This is a genomic window from Streptomyces tropicalis, from assembly GCF_029269835.1.
GTDB lineage: Bacteria > Actinomycetota > Actinomycetes > Streptomycetales > Streptomycetaceae > Streptomyces > Streptomyces tropicalis.
This window is the reverse complement of the sequence record NZ_JARJBB010000108.1, coordinates 1-560: the sequence shown is the minus strand read 5'-3', so window position 1 is coordinate 560 and position 560 is coordinate 1. Positions and strand designations below refer to the sequence as shown.

The following is a 560-nucleotide window of genomic DNA, read 5'->3' as shown; positions in this document are numbered from 1 at the left end:
CACCGGGATCCGATGACCGGGGTGGCCCGGGCCGATACCGCAGTCCCGGGCCACCCCCGTCCGCGCGCATGCAGCCGGATCAGGCGCCGCCCCCTCCCGACACCCAGCGCGCCATGCCCTCGTAGGCGTCCAGCGTCCGCGTGTGGTACGGGCCGAGCAGTTCGCGCAGCTCCTCGCCGAGATGCCGGAACAGCGTGATGGCGGCGCGCGCATCGCCGCACCGCCCGGTCAGGTCAGCCACCGTGATCCACTGGGCGATGACCTCCGGATGGCTGGCGGCGTCATGCTGGGACAGCAGTTCGTCCAGGCGCAGCCGGGCGACACGAAGATCCTCCTCGGTCGCCGCCGCTTCTTCGGGGGCCGCACCGTCCGCGGGCGCGGCCTCGGGCCGGTCCGGGAGCGGGCCGCGGAGCGCCGGCTCTCCGACGTCGATCACGAAGCGCAGGGCCTCGGCGACCCCTTCCAAGTCGAAGGAGGAGCCCTCGGCGATCACGCTCTGGAGGCTCTCCACCTCGGCCAGCAGAAGGGAGAGACGGCCGATCGCCGGCCCTTCGCGGTGC

1 pseudogene is annotated in these 560 nt (G+C 73.8%); it reads right to left on the bottom strand.

Annotation, left to right across the window (positions count from 1 at the left end):
* Window positions 1-79 precede the first annotated feature (79 nt).
* Window positions 80-560, bottom strand: a pseudogene (locus P3H78_RS33240) (hypothetical protein); the annotation flags it as partial.